The sequence below is a fragment of the Gemmata palustris genome, assembly GCF_017939745.1.
Lineage (GTDB): Bacteria > Planctomycetota > Planctomycetia > Gemmatales > Gemmataceae > Gemmata > Gemmata palustris.
In genome coordinates this window covers 3,569,348-3,595,559 of the sequence record NZ_JAGKQQ010000001.1, presented here as the reverse complement: position 1 = coordinate 3,595,559, position 26,212 = coordinate 3,569,348, and the positions used below count along the sequence as shown (strand labels likewise).

20 protein-coding genes are annotated in these 26,212 nt (G+C 65.2%); 5 read left to right on the top strand and 15 right to left on the bottom strand.

Annotated features, from left to right (window positions below; genetic code table 11):
- Nucleotides 1-53 precede the first annotated feature (53 nt).
- The gene (locus tag J8F10_RS14755; protein WP_210654751.1) at nt 54-4,028 is read left to right on the top strand and encodes a beta strand repeat-containing protein; all 3,975 of its coding nucleotides are present in this window, start codon (nt 54-56) and stop codon (nt 4,026-4,028) included.
- 886 nt (nt 4,029-4,914) lie between these two features.
- Nucleotides 4,915-5,997, top strand: coding sequence for a PA0069 family radical SAM protein (locus J8F10_RS14750; RefSeq protein ID WP_210654748.1), 1,083 nt, complete (start codon nt 4,915-4,917; stop codon nt 5,995-5,997).
- Nucleotides 5,998-6,039: 42 nt separating this feature from the next.
- Here the strand turns inward: J8F10_RS14750 and J8F10_RS14745 are convergent, their stop codons facing one another.
- Nucleotides 6,040-6,258: a hypothetical protein gene (locus J8F10_RS14745; protein WP_210654746.1), complete on the bottom strand. Its 219-nt coding sequence runs from the start codon at nt 6,256-6,258 to the stop codon at nt 6,040-6,042.
- Between the two features lie 45 nt (nt 6,259-6,303).
- On the bottom strand, nt 6,304-6,447 hold the full coding sequence (locus J8F10_RS14740) for a hypothetical protein (RefSeq protein WP_210654744.1): 144 nt from the start codon (nt 6,445-6,447) through the stop codon (nt 6,304-6,306).
- 604 nt (nt 6,448-7,051) lie between these two features.
- Here J8F10_RS14740 and J8F10_RS14735 point away from each other — a divergent pair.
- A complete protein-coding gene (locus J8F10_RS14735) occupies nt 7,052-7,342 on the top strand; it encodes a hypothetical protein (RefSeq protein WP_210654742.1) in 291 nt (96 codons plus the stop codon).
- A gap of 205 nt (nt 7,343-7,547) precedes the next feature.
- On the opposite strand, the gene J8F10_RS14730 is transcribed toward J8F10_RS14735, so the two are convergent.
- From J8F10_RS14730 to J8F10_RS14705, 6 genes are all read right to left on the bottom strand, one after another.
- Nucleotides 7,548-8,999 carry an ABC transporter permease/substrate-binding protein gene (locus J8F10_RS14730; protein ID WP_210661955.1) on the bottom strand — a complete coding sequence of 484 codons (1,452 nt, stop codon included), beginning with the start codon at nt 8,997-8,999 and terminating at the stop codon, nt 7,548-7,550.
- 56 nt (nt 9,000-9,055) lie between these two features.
- Nucleotides 9,056-9,793 (bottom strand): ATP-binding cassette domain-containing protein, encoded by a 738-nt coding sequence (locus J8F10_RS14725; RefSeq protein ID WP_210654740.1) that lies wholly within the window; start codon nt 9,791-9,793, stop codon nt 9,056-9,058.
- Nucleotides 9,793-10,074 (bottom strand): DUF427 domain-containing protein, encoded by a 282-nt coding sequence (locus tag J8F10_RS14720; protein ID WP_210654738.1) that lies wholly within the window; start codon nt 10,072-10,074, stop codon nt 9,793-9,795. Before J8F10_RS14720 ends, J8F10_RS14725 begins: the two co-directional genes overlap by 1 nt.
- A gap of 26 nt (nt 10,075-10,100) precedes the next feature.
- On the bottom strand, nt 10,101-11,048 hold the full coding sequence (egtD, locus tag J8F10_RS14715) for an L-histidine N(alpha)-methyltransferase (protein WP_210654736.1): 948 nt from the start codon (nt 11,046-11,048) through the stop codon (nt 10,101-10,103).
- Nucleotides 11,045-12,301, bottom strand: a complete 1,257-nt coding sequence (egtB, locus tag J8F10_RS14710) for an ergothioneine biosynthesis protein EgtB (RefSeq protein ID WP_210654735.1) — start codon at nt 12,299-12,301, stop codon at nt 11,045-11,047. Before egtB ends, egtD begins: the two co-directional genes overlap by 4 nt.
- Before the next feature lie 233 nt (nt 12,302-12,534).
- Complete coding sequence (locus J8F10_RS14705) at nt 12,535-13,284, bottom strand: PAS domain-containing protein (protein WP_210654733.1); 750 nt, start codon at nt 13,282-13,284, stop codon at nt 12,535-12,537.
- An 848-nt stretch (nt 13,285-14,132) separates the two neighbouring features.
- On the opposite strand from J8F10_RS14705, the gene J8F10_RS14700 reads away from it, so the two are divergent.
- The gene (locus J8F10_RS14700; protein ID WP_210654732.1) at nt 14,133-15,200 is read left to right on the top strand and encodes a basic secretory protein-like protein; all 1,068 of its coding nucleotides are present in this window, start codon (nt 14,133-14,135) and stop codon (nt 15,198-15,200) included.
- Nucleotides 15,201-15,269: 69 nt separating this feature from the next.
- Here the strand turns inward: J8F10_RS14700 and J8F10_RS14695 are convergent, their stop codons facing one another.
- The 7 genes from J8F10_RS14695 to J8F10_RS14665 form a co-directional block, all read right to left on the bottom strand.
- Nucleotides 15,270-16,757 carry an EF-hand domain-containing protein gene (locus J8F10_RS14695; RefSeq protein WP_210654729.1) on the bottom strand — a complete coding sequence of 496 codons (1,488 nt, stop codon included), beginning with the start codon at nt 16,755-16,757 and terminating at the stop codon, nt 15,270-15,272.
- Complete coding sequence (locus J8F10_RS14690) at nt 16,754-18,070, bottom strand: DUF1501 domain-containing protein (protein WP_210654727.1); 1,317 nt, start codon at nt 18,068-18,070, stop codon at nt 16,754-16,756. Before J8F10_RS14690 ends, J8F10_RS14695 begins: the two co-directional genes overlap by 4 nt.
- Nucleotides 18,071-18,145: 75 nt before the next feature.
- A complete protein-coding gene (locus J8F10_RS14685) occupies nt 18,146-19,687 on the bottom strand; it encodes a DUF1549 and DUF1553 domain-containing protein (RefSeq protein ID WP_210654725.1) in 1,542 nt (513 codons plus the stop codon).
- 225 nt (nt 19,688-19,912) lie between these two features.
- Nucleotides 19,913-20,881 (bottom strand): DUF1559 family PulG-like putative transporter, encoded by a 969-nt coding sequence (locus J8F10_RS14680; protein WP_210654723.1) that lies wholly within the window; start codon nt 20,879-20,881, stop codon nt 19,913-19,915.
- 20 nt (nt 20,882-20,901) lie between these two features.
- Nucleotides 20,902-21,330, bottom strand: a complete 429-nt coding sequence (locus J8F10_RS14675) for a carboxypeptidase-like regulatory domain-containing protein (protein ID WP_246523348.1) — start codon at nt 21,328-21,330, stop codon at nt 20,902-20,904.
- Nucleotides 21,331-21,350: 20 nt separating this feature from the next.
- On the bottom strand, nt 21,351-22,382 hold the full coding sequence (locus J8F10_RS14670) for a DUF1559 domain-containing protein (protein ID WP_210654721.1): 1,032 nt from the start codon (nt 22,380-22,382) through the stop codon (nt 21,351-21,353).
- A 276-nt stretch (nt 22,383-22,658) separates the two neighbouring features.
- Nucleotides 22,659-23,639: a DUF1559 domain-containing protein gene (locus J8F10_RS14665; RefSeq protein WP_210654719.1), complete on the bottom strand. Its 981-nt coding sequence runs from the start codon at nt 23,637-23,639 to the stop codon at nt 22,659-22,661.
- A 425-nt stretch (nt 23,640-24,064) separates the two neighbouring features.
- Between J8F10_RS14665 and J8F10_RS14660 the strand changes: the two genes are divergently transcribed.
- On the top strand, nt 24,065-25,678 hold the full coding sequence (locus tag J8F10_RS14660; RefSeq protein ID WP_210654717.1) for a TolC family protein: 1,614 nt from the start codon (nt 24,065-24,067) through the stop codon (nt 25,676-25,678).
- The last annotated feature ends 534 nt before the right edge of the window (nt 25,679-26,212 follow it).

Sequence of the window (26,212 nt, the reverse complement as noted above, 5' to 3'; positions counted from 1 at the left end):
TCGCTGTGAACACACCGCAGTGGTCGACATCGTGTCAGAAAGTGGTTAACGAGATGAAGTGGATTAACTCGATTCTGCAGCGCCTTGGCGCCCCCGCCCGTCTCAACCGGAAGAGCCGTCGGGTGCTCGCGCAGCGGCTCTCGCTGACCTGTTTGGAAGACCGCGTCACGCCGAGCACCGTGACGTGGACCGGCGGGGGCGGTGACAGCAACTGGACGACCGCCGCGAACTGGGGCGGGATGGTCCCCACGGCCGGCGACGATCTGGTCTTCGCCGATCTGAGTGCGCCCGTAACCACGGTCAACGACTTCGCCGGCGGGACCAGCTTCAGTTCGATCACCGTCCAGGGGGCCAACTACACGATTGTCGGTAACGGAATCGATCTGAGCGGGGACGTGAGCACGACCTACACGTCGGGCTTTTCGGCCTTCTTGCTCGATACGGTTCTCGGTGGCGGGGACGTGGTCGTCGCGTCGGGCGGGGCACTCGATTTCGGTGGGGCTATCTCGGGTGTGGCGGGTTTGACCGTTTCCGGCGGGGGGACGCTGCTGCTCTCCGGGAGCGGGAGCAACACTTACACGGGTACAACGCTCCTCACCGAGGGAACGCTCGGACTGAACAAGACCGGCGCCACGGCCGTGGCCGGGGACCTCACCGTTGGGGACGGGGACGGCGGCGAACTGGTTCAGCTCCTGGCCGCGAACCAGATCGCCGACGGCGCGACCGTGGCCGTCGGCGAGGGCGCGGTCTTCGAGCTGAACGGCATGTCCGAGGCGGTCGATGCCCTCGTTATGCAAGGGTCCACGGTGAGTATTGGGACGGGGGGAACTCTGACTCTCTCTTCGAGCATTTCGTCCTTTGACGCAGGTAACGACACTACCGCACTGATCCAGGGGGGCACCCTCGACCTGAACGGATCAGCAGCGTTCTCGATGGTCGTGAACGACGATCCCTCGAACTCGACCGAGATGCGGATCACTTCGGTGATCGCGAACGGCGGGATCACCAAATCGGGCACCGGTACTCTCGCGCTCGCGGGGGCCAACACTTACGCGGGTGCGACCGCGGTGAACGCCGGTGTGATTCAAGCGGAAAGTAATGCCGCCCTCGGAACAACGGCCGCCGGCACCACCGTGGTCAGTGTCGCCAGCGTGTTCTTCAGCGGATCGAACCTGACCATCGCGGAAGGGTTTGCGGTATCCGGCGACGGCTACCTGTCCGGGGGCGTGCTCGCGGTTCTCAACGGGGCCGCGACGATCACCGGGAACGTGAACCTCGTACTCGGCAGCCGGATCGGGGCGCGGGCCGGTGCGACGCTGACGATCACCGGTGTCATCGGCGACGGTGGCGGGGTGTCCGACCTCGTTGTTTCTCAAACGGGTGACGGCCGAACGGTCCTGAGCGGGGCCAACACGTTCGACGGGAACGTGGTCGTCCTCGGGGGCTTCCTGCGGGCCGCCAGCGCGAGCGCGCTCGGTGCCCCCGGCACCGCCGCAACGATCGACGTGGGCTACGGAGCGACTCTCGAACTCTCCGGCGGGATCACAGTTCCCGTGACCAAGACCCTCGACATCTCCGGGGTTCCCGTCCCGGCCTTCAGCAAGATCATGAGCGTCGCGGGCGCCAACACGATCCTGGGCGATATCGGGATCACCGGCATCAACAACGTGGCCTTCGATGTCGCCGCCGGCACGACCTTGACGCTCCCCGGCGCCATCAGCGGCTCGTGGGACTTCGACAAGAACGGCCCCGGCACGCTGGTGCTCACGGGCACGAGCACGCACACCGGGACCGTAAACGCCTACGGCGGCGAGTTGATCGTTAACGGCTCGCTCGCTACCAGTCAATTGGCCATTGTCGAGAGCACGCTGAGCGGTTCGGGCACGCTACCGGCCGTGAGTACCGGGTCCGGTACCATTGCCCCGGGCGGTCCGCTGGGGATCATCAGCACGGGCGGTTTGACCTTGGATTCGGGCGCGACTGTGAGTGTGGACCTGAACGGCACCGCGGTCGGCACGCAGTACGATCAGGTGAGCGTCACCGGTTCGGTGTCCCTGGACGGAACGCTCTCGGTCACCCTCGGCTTCACCCCGGCCCTGGGCAGCACCTTCACGATTATCGCGAACGACGGTACCGACGCGGTGACCGGAACGTTCATCGACCTCGCAGAAGGGGCCGTTTTCTCCGTCAGCGGGCAGGCCTTCCGGATCAGCTACGCCGGTGGAACCGGTAACGATGTGACCCTGACCGCCCTCGAATCTCCCACCGCGACCGTGACGTCTTCGGTGAACCCGGCGGTCTTCGGACAACCGGTGACGTTCTCGGTGACCGTCGCGGGGAGCGGGGCCACTCCAACAGGGAACGTCACGCTGGTGATCGACGGTTCGACCGTTGAAACGGTGGCACTGATCGGTGGGACCGCTACGTTTACGGCAATTTCTTCACTGAGCGCCGCCGCGCACACGGTCGATGTGAACTACGCGGGGGCGGGCATTTACGACACCTCTTCGGGGAACTTGAGCGGGGGGCAAATCGTCTCCCAGGCGAGTACGACCTTGACGGTGGTGTCTTCGGACCCGACGACGGCATTCGGTGAGGCGGTGACGTTCACCGCAACGATTACTCCGGTGGCCCCGGGAGCGGGCGCGCCGACCGGCTCGGTCTCGTTCTTCGACGGGGCCACACTGCTGGGCGCCGGTACCCTCAGTGCGGGCGTCGCCACACTGACCACATCCACCCTCTCGGGCGGATCACACACCGTCACTGCAGTCTACGGCGGGGACACGAACTACGCGGGCAGCACATCGGCACCGGCGACGCAGGTCGTGGCCGCCGGCGGCACGACAACCGCACTGACCACGAGCGATTCGGAAACCGACTTCCGCGACGCGATCACCTTCACGGCAACGGTCTCCTCCGCGAGCGGCGCGCCGACCGGAACCGTAACGTTCAGTGTCGACGGTACGGTTCTGGCTACGGTCAGTGTGAACGGGTCCGGGGTGGCCACCTTCTCGACCGCGGCACTCGCCTCGGGCACGCACACGATCACGGCGCGTTTCACCCCCGTCGGTGGCAACTTCCTCGCCAGTGTGGGAACGGTGACTCAAACCGTTCGGCCGACGCCCGGCAACGATGTGAACGCCGACGGCCGCGCCGATATCATCGTCGGCACGGCGAACACGAGTTCGCACATCAAGATCTTCAGTTCCGCGGACGGTTCCCTTATTCGCAGCTTCCTCGCCTTCGACGGGTTCCAGGGCGGGGTGGCCAGCGCGGGCGGCGACACCAACGGTGACGGGTTCACCGACGTAATCGCCGGGACATCGGCCACGGGTTCGCACGTCAAGGCCTTCGACGGGGCCACCGGGTCTCTCCAGCGCAGCTTCATCGCGTTCCAGGGTTTCCAGGGCGGGGTCGATGTCGCCAGTGGTGATGTCGATGGCGACGGGTTCGACGACGTGATCGTCGGAACCCGGACGGGCGGTTCGCACGTCAAAGTGTTCAGCGGTGCCGACGGGAGTGAGATCGGCAGCTTCATTGCCTTCCAGGGCTCCCGGGGCGGGATCGATGTCGCCAGTGGTGATGTCGACGGCGACGGGTTCGATGACGTGATCGTCGGCTCCCGAACGGGCGGCTCGCACGTCAAGATATTCAGCGGGCGCGACGGTTCGTTGCTCCAGAGCTACTTCGCTTTCCCGGGCTACCTGGGCGGGGTGACGGTCGCGGCGGGCGATCTGAATGGCGACGGTCGCGTTGATGTCGTTGTCGGGGCCGCAACTGGTAGCTCGCACGTGAAAGTGTTCAGCGGGCTCGATCAGTCCGAACTGCGGAGCTTCCTGGCACTGCCGGGCTTCACGGGCGATCTCACGGTCGCGGTCGCCGACGTGAACGGGGACGGCGTTCTCGACATCGTTGCTGGCTCGAGGACCGGAACGTCGAGCGTCACGTCGGTCGATGGTACCAGTATGGACGCGACCGGCTCGTTCCTCGCGTTCGGTGGCTTCCTCGGTGGCGTCGAAGTGGGCTAATTGGCCGTAAGCACCAGGGCTCAACATTATCTCAGTGGCTCGTTGGGATGAACTGATTATTGGAAAATTGTAGCCGCTATTCGCGCTGCCTGGGTAGGCTCCCGGAGTAAGACCAACCTTATCCGGAAGCTTCGTAAGTACACGGGCGTGAACTGCTAATGGCCTGTTTAATCGATACCGCGGCGTTTCCGCCCACAGGTCGATACCGCCACACGGTTCGACACTAACATTTGCTAACATTTCGGGCCGGAGGGGACTGCGTGACACGGAGCGGTGGCCGCCCGCGCTCGCAAACTGCTTGGTTTTCAAGTTAATTAACACCGTCTCCCCCTCTCTACTACCCGCCCGAACCGCCGATTGGGGCTAACATCGGCTAACATTTTCGCGCTTCCGCACCCGTGTTTGTACCCGAACTGCAAATTCCATTACCCGACACGTGGTGCGCCCACTCCATTATACGCGATAGTGGTCAAAAGTACAAAATTCAATGTCAAATGTGGCCGCGAATTGCACGCGGAGACAGTGCTTTGACACGGCGCCGTTCCTCTTAAGACGCGCGAACCGGTCGGCGAGTGTTGCCCAGCGGATCGGGTTGATCTCCTCTGGGGTCTGCGCCCGAACCTGCGCGGGCGAGTAGTCCCGGCTGTTCACCCAGTGAACGGTGCCCCGAAACGAAGCGAACCGTGCGGGCGCGTCCGCGGGGTGGAATCGTCGGAGGTGAATGGGGGCGCTCATCGTGACCTGCCTTGCTCTTGTGGTTCTGGCGAGATGTCGCGTGCGGTACGGTGCCCGCGCGGTACGGTGCCCGCGCGGGCCGTTCTTCGGGTAACCACGTGCCTCACCTACCGAGATTACGGTGCCCCCAAGCCGGCGTTAAGATGACGGAATGGGGGACGCGCGTATAGATGCGGTCGGTCGGGGATCGAACCTCCGACCAATCAACCGATTTGATAGTACATCAAGGGTTTCAGCGCTCGACGTGATCGAACCGGACGCCGACGATCTTGCGGCCCTGTCGAATCCGGCCACGGAGTTCATTTCGGACCGCACCAAATCCGTCGTCTCCGAAAACGATAGCCCCGATGTCGGCTTCCGTTACAGTTTGAACCCGTACCGCGGGTGCGAACACGGGTGCTCGTACTGCTACGCGCGCCCGACGCACGAATATTTGGGTTTCGATGCGGGGTTGGGGTTCGAGACGAAGATCGTCGTCAAACACGATGCGCCGAAGCTGTTTCGTGCGTTTCTGGCGCGCGACGGGTGGGTGCCGGAGCCGATCGCGCTTTCGGGGGTGACCGATCCGTACCAGCCGTGCGAGCGCCGGTTGCGACTCACGCGCCGGTGCCTCGAAGTCGCGGCCGTCTCGAGCCAGCCCGTGAGCATCATTACTAAAAACGCGCTGGTGCTGCGCGACCTCGACCTGTTGGCTCCGATGGCCGCCGACGGGTTGGTTCACGTGAACATCAGCGTTACGACGCTCGATGCCGCACTCGCGCGGTCAATGGAACCGCGCGCGTCCGCGCCGCTCGCCCGGCTTCGAGCGGTCCGCGAACTGTCGGCCGCCGGGGTGCCCGTGCGGGTACTCGTGGCTCCGGTCATTCCGGGCCTCAATGATGCGGAGATGCCGACCGTTTTGGAGGCGGCTAAAGTCGCGGGCGCGGGGGCCGCGGGGTACGTGATGCTGCGGCTACCGCTGGCCGTTGCGCCGGTCTTTTTGGACTGGATGGCGAGAACGTTTCCAGAACGGGTGAGCCGCGTTGAGGGGCGCGTGCGGGACGCACGAGGTGGTCGGCTCAATAACAGCGCGTTCGATCAGCGGATGACCGGAACGGGTGAGTACGCGGGCTTCATTCGGAAGGTGTTCAAGGTGTTCTCTCGGCGGCTCGGTCTGGACGGCGGGCTACCGCCTTACGATTGCTCGAAGTTTCGGCCGCCGCCCGACGCGAACGGGCAGGGGCGGCTGTTCTAATTCGGATACGATATCGGCACTTTGCGTCGCCAGTGAACGGGCTCAATCGCGGATCGCGATTCCGCACCGGTATACCTTTGGTGTTCGGGCCGCGTGCGACTGTTTCCGCTGGTAGTGATCGGCACAGTAGAAGCGTTCACCCGCCAACCGAACCGCCGGCGCGTTGCAGCGCACGCACACGCGACCAGCGAACACCTCGGTCATCCGCGCCTTCGTTTCGGGGGCCAGTTCAAAGCTGGCGTAGTGATTGACTTCGTACATGGCCCGATCCTCTGGGTCGATGTGAGTGGGGGAATGAGAGCCGACTTATGCGGCCGGTTCCAGCGGTGTACTCGCGCCGGACGGGGTGCAGAACGCATCGTCCTCTTGCGAATCGTCCGCGGCGACGGCCATCAGCACTTCGACGAACAGCACCTTCGCGAGTTGGTCTTCAGCGCGGGCAACAGACATGGGTCGTTCCTCTACTCGGCACGTGGTCGCGTGTGCCTCACCTGACTGTTAAGCAACGGCGGTGCCGTTCGCGTGCGTGAGCGCGGCTCGGCGCAATTTCACTGGGGCGGGCGTGGAGAACTGGCGCGACTGGATCAATTGTTAGGCTGCACGAGGCGAAGCGTATTTCACTCCAAGTAGGTTGGCCGGCCTTTGACTCGGCCCCGGGAGCGATTACCCGGCACACTTAGGCAAGTTGAGTTGAAAAGTGGGACCGCGGGTGCCCGGCGTGCGCGGCTTTCTGCGCGGATTTGGGACGATATTGCTCTGACGGTAGGCTTCATTTACCCGGTTCGGGAGATTGATCCTCGCGTGGGGCTGGGATTTTTACCGGTATTGGTCGTTTGTGCAGGAGAGATGTACCCAGAGTGTCATTCCGATAGAGTCCGTCACCGAAGCCTTGTGTATCAATTGCACGAGACCACCGCGGACCAGGACCGCACGTGCGCGAGCGCTGGGTGATCGATTTGGTGCTGAGGAAGCAATAGTCGGTGTCGAGAATACGTTCGTTGTGCGGAGTGAGGTGCGGGTACGATGTACGGTGTCCTCTCTCCAGGAGCCCACAATGCAACGCGACTGTACCCGCTGCCGGCGCCCGTTTACCCTCACCGATCTCAGCCGCGAAGAGACGGGGAACTTGGAGTCTCAGCGAAAGGCGAACGGGCTGGAGGGGGTCAAGTTCTTGTACTTCCACTGCCCCGCCTGTGAGATGAACGACATCTTTGTGGCCATCCTCCCGTTGGCGACGGAGTTCGCCGAGGACTACGAGGCGCGGCGCGAGGCGATGGAGAAGGTCGTTCGGGATTTGCACGCTACCGATGTCGAAGCGGTCGTCGTCCCGCTCAAAGTGCCGTAAACACCCGCGCCACCCGGCCGGCCTTCCTCTTCGCCCGATCTCAACCGCACGTCCACATCCTTTCGCCTCTCGCGACACTCGTCTAAAATCGCGCCCGGAGTGGCTGGACTGTGCGCTCCATACTGGCTGCCATCGGTCAAGAAGCAACGGCGCGTAGCGCTCGATGCTACGCGCCGTTGCTCGGGAAGAGCATTCTGGAAGTCGGCTACCGGCGCTGCGCAACAACTCTTTCAACCAGTCCGAATAGTGCTTCGATCGCGATCGCGAGGAGCGCGGCGGGGATCGCCCCTTCGAGCATGAGGGGGATGTCGAATTTGTCGATCCCGCGCAGGATCGGTCGGCCGTACCCGCCCGCGCCAATGAACCCACCGAGGGTCGCGGTTCCGACGTTGATGACCGCGGCCGTTCGCACGCCGGCCAGGATCGTCGGGGCCGCGAGCGGCAATTCGATTCGCCATAGAATCGCGAACGGCGGGAGCCCCAGCGCCTCGGCCGACTCGCGGAGCGGCGCCGGGATGCCGGTCAACCCGGCGTAGGTGTTACGGACGATCGGGAGCAAGCTGTAGAGGAACAGCGCCGCGATTGCGGGGGGGGCGCCGGTACCTTCGCCGACCAACCACATCATCACCGGGATCATGAACAACAGGAGCGCTAACGAGGGAATCGTCTGGAGCACACCGGTGGCCGCGAGAACGACTTTACCTAATACCGGATGGCGCACGGCGAGGATGCCGAGCGGTATCGCGGCGAGTACCGCGGCCAGGAGTGATGGGACGACGAGTCTGAGGTGCTCGTAAGTGGTGACGAGCACGCGCCCGGTGCGGGTACCGTCCGAAGAACTGGTGCTGATGCCGAGTTCGGCCTTCAGGAAATCGCTCGCGACCGCGCCCTCTTCCTGCTTACTCTCTTGCACCGCGGCGTTCATCCGCTGCATCATCGGTTCGGTGATGCGGCCCTCGAGCCGCCGGAGCTGATCCACCACGGCCGGGTGGCGCTCGCCGAGGTCCGCGCGGTACAACCAGACCGCTTCGTATGTGGGGAAGAAGTGCCGGTCGTCTTCGAGTACCAGGAGGTCGTACTGGGCGATCTCGCCGTCGGTGGTGTACAGCTCGGTCACGTCGATCGCCTTATCGACGAGCGCGCGATAGGCGAGCGTGTGGTTCATGCTGGCGACGTTTGTTTGCGGTAGACCGTAGTGCTGCTTGAGGCCGGGCCACCCGTCCGGGCGGTCGAGGAACTCGTGGGTGAACTTGCCCCTCAACTCGGGGTGCGCGCGGAGATCGGAGATTTTCGAGATGCCCTTTGCGACCGCCACATCCTTTCGCATACCGAGCGCATAATTGTTCCTGAACCCGAGCGAGCGACTGACACGGACCCCGTGCGCGGCCAGGGCTTCGGTGAGGTCGGCCGGGTCATCCTGCAGGATCTGCCGCTTGATGGTGCCGGTGTATTCGACATAGGCATCAATGTCGCCCTGCTCGAGCGCACGCCACAATACCGGCGTACTCCCGAGGTCGTCGCGGCGCGCCTCGGCGCCGGAATGACGCGCGAGCTGGGTACCCATTTCTGCGAGGATGACCGACTCGGTGAACTTCTTCGCGCCAATCACCACCGGCTTGTTCGCCGGCCGCGAGCACCCGGGCACGAGTAGGATCATTACGGCGAGTGCCGCGCACACGGCCACCGGAACAGCGGAGAGTACGTTCGGCCGACTCACGCGGGCACCTCTGGCCCGCGCTGGGCCTGAACGAATCGGGTGACGAACGGGTCCGCGGCGCGGTGCCACAAGTCTGCGGCGCTGCCCTGTTGAACGATCCGCCCGTCGCGCAAGAGCACAACGCGGTCGGCGAAGAACGCCGCTTCGCCCAAGTCGTGCGTCACCATGACCACGGTTTTGCGGAGCGAACGGAAGATGTCGCGTAGTTCCGCTTGGAGATCCGCGCGCACGAGCGGGTCGAGCGCCCCGAGCGGTTCGTCGAGCAGGAGCGCGTCCGGGTCCAGCATCAAGGCCCGCATCAACCCGACGCGCTGGCGCTGGCCGCCCGAGAGCTGGTGCGGGTAGCGGTCCAATCCGTCCGCGGGGAAGCGCGTGAGTTCGGCGAGTTCGTTGACTCGTGCTTGGATCGATTCTTGTGGTCGGCCGAGGTGCCGGGCCATCAGGGTGACGTTCCCGCGTGCGGTGAGGTGCGGAAACAGTCCGCCGTCCTGGATGACGTACCCGACCCGCAGCCGAACGGCGCGGGCGCTATCCGGCGTGACCGGCGCGCCGTCGAAACGGACCGTACCCACATCCGGCTCGACCAGCCCGATGAGGAGCCGCAAGAGCGTGGATTTTCCGCACCCGCTCGGGCCGATCAGCACCGTGGTCCGGCCGGCCGGGACGTCGAGTGAGAGCGGGCCGAGTGCCGCGCGCCCGGCGAACACTTTCGAGACGTCGGTCAGCGCGAACATCAGGCGGTCACCGTTACGCCCTTCCAGAACGCGATGTAACCGGCGATGTTCTGCGCCTCGGCCTTCGGGTCCGGGTAGTACCACGCCGCGTCCGGGTTCCGCTGGCCGTTTGCCACAACGGTGTAATAGCTCGCGGTCCCCTTCCAGGAGCACACGGTGTGCGTCGCGCTCGGCTCGAAGTGCTCCGTGCGGATCGCGGTCGGCGGGAAGTAATGGTTCCCCTCGACCACAACGGTTTGGTCCGATTCGGCCAGCACGGTCCCGTTCCACGTCGCCTTCATAGTGCGTTCTCCGGGGGGCGCGTTTGTTATCGTGCGGTCAGGTACAGCACGGCGAAGTAGTTCTGGTCGTCGGTCCACGTCTCGTCCAACCGCAACCCGCACGCGGCCGCGCGCGCCGCGAACTCGGGCACGGCATACTTGTACGAGTTCTCGGTGTGGATCGATTCACCCGCGCGGAAATCGAACGCCGCCGACCCGACGCGCACGCGCTGGGCGGTGGTGCTCACGAGGTGCATTTCGATCCGTGATAGTTCGTGGTTGTAGAACGCGCGGTGCCGGAACATGGCGGGATCGAAGTCCGTGCCCAACTCGCGGTTGATCCGCACCAACAGGTTGTGATTGAACGCCGCGGTCACGCCGGCTGCGTCGTTGTACGCCCGCTCGAGGACGGCGGGGTCTTTACGCAAATCGACCCCGAGGAGCAGTCCGCCGCCCGAGCCCACCATTCGCGCGACGCGGCGGAGCAGGGCGTCGGCTTCATGGGGATCGAAGTTACCGATGGTCGAACCGGGGAAGTACACCACGCGCCGGGCGGCGGATACCGGCGGGAGATCGAAGGGCGATGTGAAGTCCGCAACGACCGGCGCAACGTCGAGCGCGGGGTAATCCGCGGCGAGTGCGGTCGCGGCCGCGCGGAGGTGCTCGCCGGACACGTCCACCGGCGCGTACCCGGCCGGTCGATCGAGCCGGTCCAGCAGCAGGCGCACCTTTGTTAAACTGCCCGCGCCGAGTTCGATCAACAGGCACCGCGGTCCGCACCGCGCGGCCATCTCGGTGGCGTGCGCGGTCATGATGCCGAGTTCGGTGCGCGTCGGGTAATACTCCTCTAGCTCCGTGATCTCGTCGAACAGCCGCGACCCGGCCGCGTCGTAGAAGTATTTGGCCGACAACCGTTTCTGCGGAAGGGACAGGCCGGAGAGCACATCGGCCCGGAACCGGCGGTTCGGGCACGCGAGTCGTGGGGTGTTCGTCATGTGAGAGCGTCCTTCGCGAGTCGGAGGCCGGAGAACTGCCAACGGGCGTCGGGCGGGAAAAAGTTGCGGTACGTCGGCCGGACGTGACCCGCGGGCGTAACGCACGACCCGCCGCGGAGTACCATCTGGTTGCACATGAACTTCCCGTTGTACTCGCCCAGCGCGCCGGCCGCCGGGCGGTAGCCCGGGTACGCCACATACGGGCTGGCGGTCCACACCCACGCGCCGCCGTACATCGAACCGTCGTTCACGGGGTGAAAGTAACCGGACTCGAGGAAAGTTCCGCGCACCTCCCGCGCACGCGCTGCGGTTTCCCATTCGGCCTCGGTCGGCAGGCGAGCGCCGGCCCAGCGCGCGAACGCATCGGCCTCGTAGTAGTTGATGTGACACACCGCTTCGTCCGGAGCGAGCGCCCGCGCCCCCCGGAGCGTGAACAGCTCCCACGAATTCCCCTCGCGGTGCCAGTGTAACGGTGCGGTCCACCCGTTTTGCTGTCGCGCGGCCCAGCCGTCCGAGAGCCACCATTCTGGACGGTCATACCCGCCGTCTTCAATGAACCTTAAGAACTCGCCGTTGTTCACCGCCCGCGACGCGATCTCGAACGCGGACACGAACACGTTGTGAACCGGCCCCTCGTTGTCGAACGCGAACCCGGCGTTGCCGTGACCCATCTTGCTCACCCCTGTTTCATACGGTTCCCATTTCAGTGGGGGCGCGGGTTCACTCGGGGCGGTAACGCGCGGCGGGGCGTATGCCGGGCGCAGCGGGTTCAACCCGAAGGCGTGCTTGAGATCGGTGAGTAGTAGTTCCTGGTGCTGCTCTTCGTGGTTCGCCCCGAGTTCCAGGACCGGAGCGAGCGCCGCGAGCACGCGGTCATCGGCCGATGCGATCAGTGCAAGGACGTGCTCATCGACCGCGTGGCGGTAGGCGTACACCTCGGCGACCGTGGGGCGCGAGAGCAGCCCGCGTGCGGGGCGCGGCCAGCGGGCACCGACGGCGTCGTAGTAGGAGTTAAACAGGTAGCCGAAGTGCGGGTGATACGGGCGGTAATTCGGTACGTGTTCAGCGAGTACGAACGTCTCGAAGAACCACGCGGTGTGCGCCAGGTGCCACTTCGGTGGGCTGCAATCGGGCATCGACTGGAGCTGATAATCTTCCGGCTCCAACAGCGCACACAACGTCTCGGTCGCTCCGCGTGTGGCGCGATAGCGGGTCGCGAGCGCGTGTCGGCCGGCCGGTGAGTGGTCGGGCATCCGCCCTCCTGGGAATCGGTCACGTCCGCGTCGGTGTTACCGGTCGGGAGCGATTCGCCCTGAGAAGCAATATACGCGCCGGAGCAGAAACCGTGTTCACGTGTGCCGTGCGAAGGGACGGGATTGCGGACCCGCTGTGAGACGCGCGGACCGGAAGTGAGTTACAGAAAACAGCGCGACGCGGTCACGGTACCCGCGGATGGCGAACGGTTTCCGATGGGCGGCGCCGGAGGTTACGGTTTGTTGTTGGGGACCGGGGATTGCCGGAACTGCACCGCCAGTGCCCGCACGTCGGGGTCCGGGAGCAGGTTCGTCGCGAGCACATCGACCTGAGACGAGTTCCCGTCGCGGAGCAGGAACCGGGTGCTAATCGCGAGGCGCTCACCGGGAGTGGCCAGAACCAGCTCCAACCAGGCGGTTACGTCCTTGCGATCGTCCGGGTGGACCGAGCCCCAAAGGTCCGTGCCCGAAAGTTCCTCGACCGCGAGCCCGAGCAGGCGCGCGGTGGCCGGGTTCGCGTACCGCACCGTCCCATCGGCCCCAACAAGAACTTCGCCGTCCGGGTTCCGCTCCACTAACCCCCGGAACAATAACCGCGTCGTTCGGAATTGTTCCATCAGGCGCTTCGAGTCATCAATGTCCGTACACGTGCCGAACCACCGCACCACGTTCCCATCGAAGTCGCGGACGGGCTCGGCGCGGATCAGGAACCACCGGTACTCGCCGTCGTGCCGCCGGAGCCGGTGCTCGACCTGGTGCGGCGTGCCCGCGCGAACGGACGCGGTCCACACTTCGAGCGTTTCGGGGAGGTCGGACGGGTGAACGACCCACCCCCAGTCCCAGCCGAGCAGGTCGTCAATGGGCAGGCCGGAGTATTCCGCGCACCGGCGGTTCAGGTACTCGAGGGTCCCGTCCGGGCCGGCAACCCAGACCAATTGCGGGAGCGCATCAATGGCCTGACGGTAGTGGGAGGGCTCGGTCATGAGGAGAGGTCCAGATGGGGACGGGAGAATTAATCATAGACCATTCGTCTGACTACCGTGAGCGGAATTGCCGGCGGCGGTGTCGAACCCTGTGAAGGGACCGCGAGAGCTGAAACGTATCGGTCTTGCTTATCGAGCGAGAAAGTTGCGCGAATTTGTGTGAAGGGTATTGACAGGCGCAAACGGGTCGGGGAGACTGGCACTACTAACCCGATGACCCCTCACCCAAAGAGTGCGGAATCGGGAACAAGGCGGCCCGGGAACTCTCTCACCGGACCGTAAAATACGCCACCCGGGCTTGTGCCAGTCTCTCCCTACTGACACAAAACCCGGGTGGTGTTTTTTATAGTCCGATGGACTTTGTTTTTGAGCCCGGCCCGTCGTGCAGAACGCCTCTCCCCTCGCCCTACACGACGAACCGTCTCGTAACGAACGAATGTAAATGCAGGCCCCGCGCCAATACCTTACACGCCCCGATAAATTTGTCGCAAAGCCTTGTGGCCGCTGAGTTTCGAGTATCGATATTTTTCGACCGACCCGGGCCGCCGGGTTTTCACTGCTTGCAATTCTCGCATCCACGAATCCCGCTGCCCGTTGTCACGGCATCCGACGCCGCACTGTCAATCGAATGCTTTCGTCTCTGGTGCAGTAGCAACAGCACGAATTGGTCTCGCCTAACTTTGTTTTTCAGGTCCACTCAATTCGTGCGGCGCAAGAGGTGTGAATTTTTCACCGACGGGAGCGAGGAGCGACGGGTGATGAGAACGCGATGGGAAGTCGGGGCGACGGGTGCCCGGCCATCAGGAACCGGCTAAAAATGAGGGGATAACCCTCGCCCCGAGGTTCTGATGCGCACGCTGCTTTCCGCAACGATAACTTTGTGGCTGTCACTTCCGGCTCTCGCCGCGCCAGTTCCCGCACCCGCGCCGCGACCCGTCGTGCAAGCCGTGGTTGAATCGTCGCTCACCACCGCGGGGGGCCGGATTCGCCAGTTCGCGTTCGACGGCGACCCGTCCACGTACTTCGCTTCCGAGCGCAACCCGACCAAAGCCGACCACCTCACGTTGACGTTCGATCGCCCCGTTACTCTGAAATCGGTCGCCGTTGTGACGGGTCGGCCGAACGGTGACGACGCGCTCGCCGACGGGGTGCTGGAAGTGTCCGTTGACGGGACCGCGTTCGAGTCCGCCGCCACGTTCGAGAAGGGGAAGGCCACGGCCGACGTCGGCCGATCGGTCAAAGCGGTTCGTGTTCGCCCGACCGCGGACCTGAAGACGCCGCTCGTCGTCCGTGAGATCACGATCAACTCGGAGGCCCGTGTCGCCACGTTCCGGTACCCGGTCGAGTTCACACTGGACGTGACCGATGCCCCGGAGATGCGGGAGTGGGCCGAAAAAGTGGTTCGGGTCTGCGAGCGCCAGTACCCGATGATCTGCGACCTACTGGCGAGCGACGGGAACCGCCCGCCGACGCAGATCCGAATGACTTTCCGTGCGAGCTACAACGGGGTGGCCGAAGCCGGCGGCGGGCGGATCACCGGCTCGGTGAAGTACTTCAAGTCTCACCCGGAAGACGTCGGCGCAATGGTCCACGAAACCGCGCACTGCGTTCAGAACTATCGCGCACGCGGGCTGCCGGGGTGGTTGGTCGAGGGGATCGCGGACTACGTGCGGTTCTGGAAGTTCGAGCCGGGCACGGCCGGCCGCTTGAACCCCGAGCGGGCCAAGTTCGATGCGAGCTACCGGACGTCGGCCGCGTTCCTGGCGTTCGTGGCGGACAAGTACGATTCGCAAGTGGTGACCAAGTTGAACGCGCTCATGCGCGAGGGGAAGTACAGCGTGGGGGCGTGGAAGACATTGACGGGCAAGACGGTCGAGGAACTCAACCAGGAGTGGCGCCAGTCGCTCGTCCGGTGACGCGGGTGATGCGGCGCGGGCGATTCGAGAGCGTCCATGCTTCGTTTCGTCCGCGCCGCACGGCGATTACTATTTCTTGGGTTTCTCAGACTTCTCCGCTTCTTCCGCGCTCAGCAGCCCGTCCTTGTCGAGATCGAGCTTGTCGAACACATCGGCCGGCCCCGTGAACTCGCGCCGGGACACGTCCCCGTCGCCGTTACGGTCCATCGAGCGGAACCACGCCGGTCCGCGGCGCGCGTCGAGTGCCAGCGTTTGCGGGTACCCGCGACTCGCGGCGACCAGGAGCACGTTCGGCAGCGCCTTCGGGTCGAACGCACCGGTGGTCACGCACCCGGCACTTTTCAAGCGATCCCACGCGCCGCGGAGTTCGCGCGACGACAGTGCGCCGTCGTGGTTCGTGTCCAGTAACTCGAACAACCCCGCGCCGTCGAGAACGGTGAGCAGCACTTGACCGCGGGCGACTTGCGCCTGGAGATCGAGCCACGCATCGAGTTCCTTGCGGTCGAGATTCCCGTCCCCGTTTAAGTCAGCGATCGGGGCGAGCCAGGCCAGACTACCGCCGCGCCGTCGGGCGCCGGCGCCCTCTTCGGGTGCGGGCGCATCGAGTTGGGCGACGATCTGCTTGCTCGCGGTCGCCAGGGCCTCGCTCACTTTTCCGCTCGCGATCCAACCGTCCACGCGAAACCGCCCGCCCGTGAACGCGAACCGCTCCGGGGTGCCCGGCTTGTCGGAGAGCTTGACGACCCAGCGCGCGTCCGGCTCGCGCTTCCGCCATGCGGAGAGTTCCGCGGCCTTGAAGTGCTTGTTGCGCTGGGCGATCTCGGTTGTCCAGTGTGCGTCCTTCGGGTCGGCCGGGAGCAGCACGAGCGGGAGCTTCGCGAGCACATCGGGAACCGTGGTGTTAGCCGCTGGAGGTGTGAGCAGAACCGTTCCCGCCGCGCCGGGGTAAACCACCTTCGGCACGAGTTCGCCCGCACCGATCAGTTCGTCGTCGTTCTTGTCGAGCTTCTTCAGCACATCGGCGGCCGCGCCCCACTCCTTCTCGCTCACTTTCCCGTCGCCGTCGGTGTCGAGGTTTTTGAGCAGCGCGGCGGCGAGTTCCGCACTCGCGGGCAGCCGGCCGACGCCGATCTGCACGGTCCCGGCGCCGGCCGCGCGGTAGCACGCGGCGAGTTCCTCCGGCGTCACTTTCCCGTCGCCGTTGCGGTCCAGTTCTGCAAACGTTGGTGCCGCGCCGACGGGGGGCGTGAACCCGTTACCCATCGCCTGCCGGAGCGCGCGCACGGACGGGAGCCGCGCGGCTTCCTTGGTGTCGAGCGCGCCATCGTGGTTGCGGTCGAAGAACGCAAAGAGCTTGGCGAACGTTTCGTCCCAGATCGCGGAAACCGAAACGCCGTCCAGTTCGGCCCGGAGTTCGATGCGGGCGAGTTTGTCTTCGCCCAGGAGTGCGAATTCGAGTGGTACGGTCGGGCGCTTTGTGGGGGCCGGGTCCGCCGCGGGGGAAAATCCGAACGCGGCGAACGCCAGAGCTAGCGTGCAGAGAGTCGTGCGAATCACAGTAGCTCCTTGATCGGCTTGGCGACCGGGTCGGCGAGGCGGATGGGCCGGCTCACGTTCGACATGTTCTGCTTCATCGGGTCGAGCCCGATGGCCTTTACGACAGTCGCGATCAGGTCCGGCGTCCGGGTCGGTTCGCTTTCGACCGCGGTGCCGTCGGCGCTCGTCTTACCGACCACCTGCCCGCCCTTAATTCCCGCACCGGCGAGCACCGCGGCCCACGACGTGGGCCAGTGGTCGCGCCCGGTCTGGCCGTTGACCTTCGGCGTGCGGCCGAACTCGCCCTGGCACACCACGAGCGTGCTATCGAGCAGCCCGCGGTCCTTCAGGTCGGCCAGTAGCGCCGCGAATGCGGTGTCGAGCGTGCCGGAAAGCGTCTTCACGCGCTCGAAGTTGTTGTTGTGCGTGTCCCACCCGTCGAGCGTGACCTCGACGAACGAGACCCCGCGCTCGACCAAGCGCCGGGCGAGCAGGCACCCCTGTGCGAACGTGCCGCGGCCGTAGGCTTCGCGCACGGCGGCCTTCTCGTCCTCGAGTCGGAACGCGGCGGCCGCTTCCGGGCGCATCAGGCGCACGGCGCGGTCGGTCGCGGCCTTCATCGTTTCCGCGACCGGGTGCCCCTTACCGGGCGCGAAATCCTTCTCCAACCCGGAGAGCAAGTCGAGGCGCTTCGTGTGGACCTCGGTGGTGACGCCCGCGGGGCGCTCCAGGTCCGGCACCTTCAGTTCCGTGGCCGGGGCGCCGAAACCGCGGTCGCCGCCCACGACGAGCGGCGCGAACCGCGGCCCGAGGAACCCGCCGCCGATGTCGCCCGTGCGCCCGCCGACGCTCACGAACCCCGGCAGATCGGCTCTGGGGTCGTCGAACTCGTGCGCGACGAGCGAGCCGAGCGCGGGGAACTGAATCGCGCCTTGCGGCGTGTACCCGGTCAGGCCGACGAGCCGGGCGCGGGCGTGATCCCCCTCACGGGTCGCCATCGAGCGGACGATCGCGAGTTCTTTCGCGCGCTTCGCCAGGTTCGGCATGTGCTCGCTGAACTTCACCCCGGGCGCGGCCGTGTCGATTTCCTTGAACGGCCCGCCGTTGTCGTGGCCCGGCTTCAAGTCCCACATATCGATGGTGGCCGGTCCGCCGTTCATCCACAGCAGAATGACCGACTTGTGCTTTTTCGGGGTGGCCGTGGCGTCGGCCGCGAGCGCTTGCAGCCAACCGGATTGTGACGCGCCGATGGCACCAAGAGCGGAGAGGCGCAAGCAGTCGCGGCGCGACGGCCCGGCGCGAAGGGCGGAACGCGGGACGCGGAGTGAAAACATGAAATCGCTCCTCATTTGGTTCAGTTATCAGTGCGGAATCGCGGGCGTCAAACCCTCGCGGTTCCGTGCTGGCGGTTAATGATTCGTGTTGAACTCGGTGCTGTTGACGAGCGCCCAGAACACGTCGCCGAGGGCGCGCTCGCGTTCCGATTCCGTGGATCCTTCAACGAAATCGATCATGGTCTTCGATTCCTTCGCGGTCGGCTCGCGCCCGATTGCCGCCAGGAACAGTGTTTCGACCTTGCCCCGCGTGTCGAGGAACGGGGCGCTGGCCACCCCGCCGAGGGTCGGGTTCTTCGTGAGGTCCGTGAGGTCGGTCGTGAGTCGGCCGTTCATCATCGAGAGGGCCTGTGTAATCGACCGCTCGGCCGTCACCGGGCGCTCGACGCGGAACTGCGCCGCGAACCTCTTACGTCCCTCCAGACCCAGTCCGCGCCCCGTATCCGCGCGCTCCGGCGGGAGCCCCGCGGCCGTGCGGAGGCTGTCGTAGAGCTGCTCGCCCGTTAACCCGCGAATGGGCATTCGTGCGAACAGCCGCGGGTCCGCGGGGGCGTCTTCGCGGGTCAGTGCGGAGAGCTGGTACGCTTTCGTGAGCACCAGCGCGCGGGTGATGTACTTCAGGTCGAACCCGCTGGTCGCAAACGCATCGGCGAGTTCCTTCAGTAGTTCCGCGTGGTAGCCGGTGTTGCCGCTGTCGCCGCTCAGGTCGTCGAGCGGCTCCACAAGCGCCGTGCCGTAAATGTGCGCCCAGAGGCGGTTCACCGCGTTCCTGGCGAAGTACGGATTGTCCTTCGCGGTCAGCCAGTCCGCGAGCAGCTTGCGCCCGGTGTCGGACGCCAGTGCCTCCGGCCACTTCACCTCCGCGCCGTCGAGCAGTTCGGGCGCGAGTGACTTCTTCGTGTTGGGGATCATCAGTTCCGGGGGCACCGCCTTGCCGGACTTGTCCTTCGTCGGCGGGGCGAAGAACGCGGCCGTCTGCCAGAACTGGTCGCGGGTCCAGCGCGCGAACGGGTGGTTGTGGCACTGCGCGCAATCGAGGTTCACACCCAGGAAGGACCGCGTGGCGTTGGCCGCGAGGTTTTCCGGCTTGCTCTCGCTGGCCGCGTAGAACCCGACCGGGGTGACCGCGCCGCGCCGGTTCCCGGCGGACTCGGGGAGCGTGAGCAGCTCGCGCACGATGCGGTCGTAGGGGGCGTTTTCTTGCACCCGCGCCGCGACCCACGACTCGAAATCGTCCGCGAGCCGCGCGAACTCCGCGGTGTCGGCTTGGGGCACCCAGGTGCGGCGCCAGAACGTGGCCATGTGGCGCGTGTGGCCGCCGGAGTCGATGAGCCGGGTGGCGAGTTTCGCGCGCTTGTCGGGGGAAGTATCCGCGAGGAACTCGCGCACTTCCGCCGCGGTGGGGATGCGCCCGCTCAAATCGAGCGTGGACCGGCGCAGAAAGGCCGCGTCGTCAATGACCGGTGCGGGCTTCACGCCGGCCTTCTGCCATTCGGAACTCAGGCGCCCGTCAATGAGCGCCGCGAGCTTCGCCGGGTCCGGTGGTTCCGCCGCGCCGAGTGCGGCCGGCCACGCGACCGCGGCGACGAGCGGGAGCAGGTATCGGTGGTATCGCATTGGTGCGCCGGTCTCCGGTTCGCCAGTGGAGTGCATCGAAGTTAGAAATCGTTCGAGACTGAATCGCGTTTAACGAGCCGCGACCGCAAGGGAGCGGTCTGCGACTACGAAGTACCTGAATCGCGTTCAACGAGCCGCGACCGCAAGGGAGCGGTCTCCGACTACGAAATACCCCGCTCCCTTGCGGTCGCGGCTCGTTCGGTCGACGCCGTTTCCGAACGCGCACTAGTAGTCGTTCGGGGAGATCAGGTGCCCGTCGTCGCGGAGCGTGAGGTACGCGAACGTGAGCGGGTCGAGCTTCGTGCCGACGAACCGCACGGCCCCGTCGCACATCAGCACGTTCGCCCCGGCGGTGTGGAACCCGTAGACCCCGAACCAGTTGTTGCAGTTGACCGTGCAGTCGGTGGAATCCCCCCGGCCCGGGTTCTCGCCGGTTTTCGCGTCGGCCGGCCCGAACGCGATCGACCCCCACCCGGCCCACGCGCCGCGGGCGTTCGGGCTCATCCCGAACTGGCCGTCGCTGTCCTTCTTCTTCCCGTTGCGCCACACGTTCGGGCGCCCGGCTTGTTCGATCAGGAGCAGCGTACACGACAACCCGTCGGTGACCTTCGCGAGCGGCACGAAGTCGTTGTCGCTCATCGGCTGGCGCTGGTTGCCGATCATCTGGTCGGTGGTGTTCGCGTTCAACCCGTACCCGCCGCGGGTCATCAGCACGCCGTTGGACGAGATGTAGTCGCACGCCGCGGCCTTCGTGGTAAAAACCGTGTCCTTGTCCGCGTTCTCGGACTTCGTGGACGCTTGCGACTGGATCGTGATCGTGCGCTCGCCGGGGGACGCGGGGCACAGGAACGGCTTCACTTGCGTTTCGGCCGCGGCCTTGTTCGCGGGATCGAAGAAGTCGACCTTGGGGTTGTACTTCTTCGCGACGGATTCTTCGCCGAGGTACGGCAGGATGTAGGCCCCCCACCCGCTGTACGGAGCGCCGTTGTTGAACCCCCCGCGGCGCGGGGGCAACCCGCCGTGGACCTTCTCGAACTCCGCGAAGCCCTGCCCGAGTCTGCGGAGATTGTCCGTACACTGGGTGCGGGCCGCGTCCGCACGGGCCGCCTGCAACCGCGGCAGGAACAAGCCCGCGCTTAGAAGAAGCATCCCCGTCGTCGCGACGAGTTCGATTCGAGTGAGACCTCTGCGCATCGTTCGTGCTCCCGTAATACTTAATCGATCTTGAACGGCTCGAGCTGGTTGTCGCCTTCTTTGATCGTGATCTTCCACTTGCTCTTGGCCGGGTCGTTGTACTTGTTCCGCCAGCGGTCCACCTGGAGGTCGCCCTCGTCCGGGTTCTTCGTCGGTTCTGGCCACGTGAAGGTGACCGCGTACTCGCCGACCGGGGCGCCGTCCGACGGGCCGGCCGAGCCGAGTTGGAACCGCCCCTCTTTATCGGTGGTCGCCCCGGGCGCGAACTTCACCGCGCCGACATCGAACTGCGGGTGGAACACCACGCGGGCGCCCGCAACACCTTTCCCCTGCACCAGAATCTGTCCTTTTACTGGCGTCGTCGCGGGCGTGGGCGGCGCTTTGGAATCGCACCCGAAGTTCGTGAGGATCGCGCACCAAATCACATTGCCGAACAGTCGCCTCGTCATTGAGGAATGCCCCACAAGCGTTAGAAGTTATTGAGGACTTCGCCGTCGTCGCGGATGAGCAACTGGCCCATCGTGCGCCCGCTCACGCTGGAGTTCAGGAAGCGCACCGAGCCGTCGCCGAGGAGGACGGTCGCCCCCTGGCCGTGGAAGGAGTAAATGCCCTGCTGGTTGTCGCAGTTGATGACGCACGAGAGGAGGTCGCCGGCCGTGGGGGAGTTCGCCGAGGTCTGTGTCATGAGTCCGGTTGTGGCGTCCAGGCTGCCGGGGTTGTAGGTGTAGATGGCGATCGACCCGTAGCCGGCCCAGGTGCCGCGGGTGTTCGACCCGGCCGGTGAGGTCTCGTCGCCGTACTTCTTGCCGCGCTGCCACTTCTGCGGGCGCCCCGCCTGCTCGAACACCACGACCGTGTTCGACAGCCCGTCGCTGATCTGCGAAATCTTGATGTAAACGTCGTCGTCAACGGCTTGGTGTCGGTTGGAACTGACGGTCGGGTCCCAGCCGGTTCCGTAGCCGGTGGTCGGCATCGTGAACCCGTTGGACGTCATGTAGTCGTTCGATCCGGCGGTGGCGGTGTAGACCACGCCGCCGTCGGTCCCGTACCGGGCGGACGCGGCCGTGGCCTTCGCCGAGATGCTGACCTGGCGCGGTCCCGGCGCGGTGGACGGGCACTGGAACGTCTTGATCTGGGGCGTGACGAGGTTCGCGTTGATCGGGTCGTAGTAGTCGTACTTCGAGTTGTACGCCTGCGCGATCGCGTTCTGCTCGATGTACGCGAGGATCAACAGCCCCCACCCGCCGCACGCATGTTGTGTCGCGCCGGAAGGTGAGCCGGAGCCGAAACCGAGGCGCCGGGAGGGGAACCCGCCGTTGGTGCCCTCAAAGTTGTGAAACGCGAGGCCGATCTGCTTCATGTTGTTGCTGCACGACATCCGGGCCGCGGCCTCGCGCACCTTCTGGACCGCGGGGAGCAACAACCCGATGAGGATCGCGATGATCGCGATCACCACCAATAACTCGATCAGTGTAAACGCGCGGCGATCGGGCCGATTCATGAGCCACTCCACGTCACGAAAGACGACACGGGGTCCGTCGAGCTGCGTTGCGGGACGTGGAAGCGTCCGCGGCGGAGCAAACTCTCAAATGGTGAATGTTCTTGGTTGAATGCAAACGCCGGACCAACCCCGCTTACGAGCAAAGGGCTGGTTTTCGGCTCGTTTCTGAGCCACCTCCGAAATCACTCGGCCCTCTGGCGGGCATTATTTGCCCACTGCTGATTTCCGCACATTCGGTACTCTCCGACGGAAACTTCGGTCGCGTGGAGCCGCGAGTTAGTAGTTCCCGGTCACTTCCCCGTCGTCGCGGGTCACGAGTTGGGCGAGCGTCCGCGGGGAGAGTGACGACGTGACGAAGTGAACCGAGCCGTCGGCGAACACGACGTTCGCCCCGCCCGTGTGGAAGGCGTACACGCCCTGGCTGTTGTTGCAGTTGATCGTACACGAGAGCGCGGACCCGAGCCCCGGCTGGCTTCCAGATGTGATTAACCCGTCCGCGGTGTACGTCCAGTAGGCGTGCATGTTGAACGACGCCCACATGCCCCACCAGTCGGCGTTCGACAGCCCCGTGTTGGTCGCCTGTTTCTTGCCCAGGATGTAGTGGTCTGGGCGCCCGGCCTGTTCGGACACGAGCCAGGTGTTCGAGGTGCCGTCCGAGATCGCGGTGAGCTTGCAGATCACGCCGTCGTTCATCGCTTGCCGCGTGTTCTGGCTGTACGGCCAAATCGGGGTGCCGTCCGAGTTGTTGCCGATGGCGACGCTGTTCGGGGCGAAATAGTCGCTCGCGGCGCCCGTGCAGGTCATGGGGGTGGACTTGTCGGGGTTGGCGGACGGTGCGGACGCGGCCCGCACGAGCGTAACGGTGCGGGTCCCGCCCGGAGCGGACGGACAGAAATAGAGCTTGAGCGGGTTCACGACGGCGGCCTGGTTGACCGTGTCGTAGAAGTCGTACTCCAGTTTGAAGATGTTCGCGAGGTTGCCCTGTTCGATGTACGGGAGGATGATCGACCCCCACCCGTGGTTCGGTTTGTTTCCCCACCCCGGGGCGAGCCGGCGCGGGGGCAACCCGCCGTTGGCCGACTCGTAATTGTGCATCGCCAGCCCGATCTGCTTGAGATTGTTCTGGCAGCTCATCCGGGCCGCGGCTTCACGAACCTTCTGGACCGCGGGCAGGAGTAAGCCGATGAGGATCGCGATGATCGCAATCACTACCAACAACTCAATGAGCGTAAAAGCGCGGCGAGTACGCCGATTCATGAGCCACTCCACAAAAACGATGGTTCATCAAGAGCTGCATAGCGGGACGGGGGAGGCGTCCGGGGCGGAGCAAACTCGATCGGGTCAGGCGAGTCATGAAGGCAAACGCCGGACCAAGATTTCCCACGAGCAAAAAGCCTGATTTTCAGACGCTTTCAACGCCACGATTCTGTGGGGTGCGGCGTCGCGTGCGCACTGTTTTTCCACTGCTGGCTACGGAGTATCCAGGATCGTCGGGCGACTTCTCCCACTAATCCCCGCCTCGCCAGATCCCACAGAAGCCCCGAAACGCGGGTTTTGCGTTTGCACAGGTCAATTTACCCCGGTCGGTTTATCTTTTGGGATCAGTGCATTCGGCATCAAGGAGCGGATCGGCGCAATCCGATTAATCATTAAACGTGGAGTTTCGTGCGGCTGGAGAACCGATGATGGCGAATCGGAAGTGGTCGCTGCGGGCCGTTCAATTGGCCGGGGCCGCGGCCCTGACCGCGACCGGCTGCATGTACCGCACGCCGCCGGTCGGGTACCTCCCGGACGCGAGTTCCGGGTTCGATGCGAGAACGGCCGCGCTTCTTGCGCCGGGCTCCGCGCCGAAGATGACGCCGCCCGTACCGCCGGGCGGGGAACCGGGGAAAGTCCCCCGCGCCTTCGAGTTGCCTCCCGGGTTCCCCGGCACCGAAGTACCGCCGTTGCGCCCGCCGAAGCTCACCAAAGACACCCCCCCCGCGGACCGGCTCAAACTGGTGCGCGAGGCGTACCCGGAGGCCGTCCCCGTTGGGAGCATCGAAGCCCCGGGCGGCGCGCCGCTCACTCTGGCCGATCTCCAGCAAACGGCACGTGCGAACAGCCCCGTTCTGAAACGCGCGAGCGCCGACGTCGGGGTCGCGTATGGTCAGATGATCCAGGCCGGGCTCCACCCGAACCCGACCCTCGGGTACGAGGCCGACCAGGTGACTCCCGGTCCGCACGCCCCGGCGAACAACGCGGGGCAGCAGGGCGCGTTCGTGAATCAGCTCATCAAGTTCCCCGGCAAACTGAGCCTGGCGCAAGCCGTGGCCCGGTTCGACTACATCAACGCTTACGTCGCCGTCCGCAAGTCCGAAATGGACGTGTCCACGGCCGTCCGCTCGAGCTACTTCCAGGTGCAACTGGCCCGCAAGGGCATCGAAGTGAACACGGCGCTGGTCGCGATGGCCGACGAAGTGTACCAGCTCCAACTGCGCCAGGTGGCGGCCGGGGAAGCGGCCGGGTACGAGCCGCTCCAGTTGTACGCACAGGCGGTTCAGGCGCGGAACGCACTGGCGCTTGCCAAAGCCAATTACCGCGCGAACTGGAGGCAACTGGCGGCCGCGCTGGGGCAACCGGACCTGGCCCCGGCCGCGCTGACCGGGTCGGTCGACCTGCCGCCCCCGGTCATTGACGCGGCCGCCGCCCGCGTCCGTATCGCGGAGGCGCACACGGACATTCTGACCGCTCGCAACCGTCTGCTCCAGGCGCAAACTAATCTTCGGCTCCAGCGCCTCAACCGGGTGCCGGACATCGCGACCAACCTCGTCGTCCAGTACGACAACCTCGCGCGGTTGAATCAGTTCAACCTCCAGGTCGGGTTGCCGATGCCGGTGTTCGACCGGAACCAGGGGAACATTCGATCGGCCGAGTTCCAGATCGCGTCGAACACGGCCGCGCTCACCGCGACGGAAAACGACCTCGTGAGCCGGCTGGCGGACGCGCTGGGGCGCTACGAGTCGAACCGGGTCGCGGCGGCGAACCTGCGCGAGAAGGTGCTCCCGGCTCTCACGCAGGTGTACCAGGGGGTGATTCGCCGGTACCAGCAGGAACCCGACGACGTACCCCGCGGGAAGATATCCTTCAACGACATCGTGGTGGCGCAGCAGAACCTCGTTCAGGCGCTCCAGAATTACCTCACCGCACTGACCGGGCAGTGGCAAGCGGTGGTGGACGTCGGGAACCTGCTCCAGTCGGACGAACTGTACTTTACGCCGCCAGGCCCGCGCCCCGAGGCGAGCGAGAAGAAGTAACCGCGGGATGACTGTTGCGCGGTGGCGTGACGATCTCGCGAACCGCGCGCCATTTCTGCTGTCGCGGCCGGGTCCGCGTGTTTGGCGCTGGGACGGTCGAGTGCGGGTGAAGGAATTGCGGTCAGAACTGCGGGTACCGAAAAGGCGCCGGCGGGATGGGGCCGCGCCGGCGCCTGCCGACTGAACTCGCCTCCCAGCCGGCGCGTAAAGGTACTACGGATTCTCGCCGCGTATCAACCCCTATTTGATTCCGGTTGCCGTGTCACCGTTGGACGACGCGCCGGACGGTCTTTTGAGTCGGCTTCAACTCTCCACTTGTCACTTCTGGTCGAATACCCGCTGAGACCGATTGCGCTTTAACTGTCGCTAGCAGGGGCGATGATTAATGAAGCCCCGGTAATGACTTGCGTTCGCGGGTGCGGCCGCAATTTGAGCGCGGACCCGGCTCTCGCGGGGCCGCGTCAAAAATTCCGTAACACTCATTCGGGCGTTCCGCTCAACCAAGTAGACCGGGCACTCCGCTCGGTCTCACTG